Below are 472 nucleotides of genomic sequence, written 5' to 3' on the forward strand. Positions count from 1 at the left end.
TAACCTAACTTTACATAAAGCAAAGTGGTTTTGTTAAGAACTACGTTCTTAACTAATAAAACGCGGTGTTTCTCGGCTTATTGCTTAAAAATTTAATAAATATTATCTAGTTTTCAAAGAACAAATTCGACAATTAAAATTGTCAATGGAGCCTAACGGGATCGAACCGATGACCTCCTGCGTGCAAGGCAGGCGCTCTCCCAGCTGAGCTAAGGCCCCATAATGGGTATTTTATTAATTGGTAAATGGGCCTAAATGGACTCGAACCATCGACCTCACGCTTATCAGGCGTGCGCTCTAAACCAGCTGAGCTATAGGCCCGTAAACGCTTTTGAGAGTAAATCTCTCAAAACTAAACAAATTTTCGACAAGTGTGTAGGTTTCCGTAATATTCCTTAGAAAGGAGGTGATCCAGCCGCAGGTTCTCCTACGGCTACCTTGTTACGACTTCACCCTAATCATCTGTCCCACC

At 41.9% G+C, this 472-nt stretch carries 2 tRNA genes and 1 rRNA gene; all 3 read right to left on the minus strand.

The features are described from left to right. Window positions 1-146: 146 nt before the first annotated feature. Window positions 147-219: transfer RNA gene (locus tag ACVQ8P_RS00365), tRNA-Ala, on the minus strand. A gap of 27 nt (window positions 220-246) precedes the next feature. After that, a tRNA-Ile gene (locus tag ACVQ8P_RS00370) sits at window positions 247-321 on the minus strand. 78 nt (window positions 322-399) lie between these two features. After that, a 16S ribosomal RNA gene (locus tag ACVQ8P_RS00375) occupies window positions 400-472 on the minus strand; the annotation flags it as partial.

This window comes from Dellaglioa sp. BT-FLS60, from assembly GCF_054941065.1.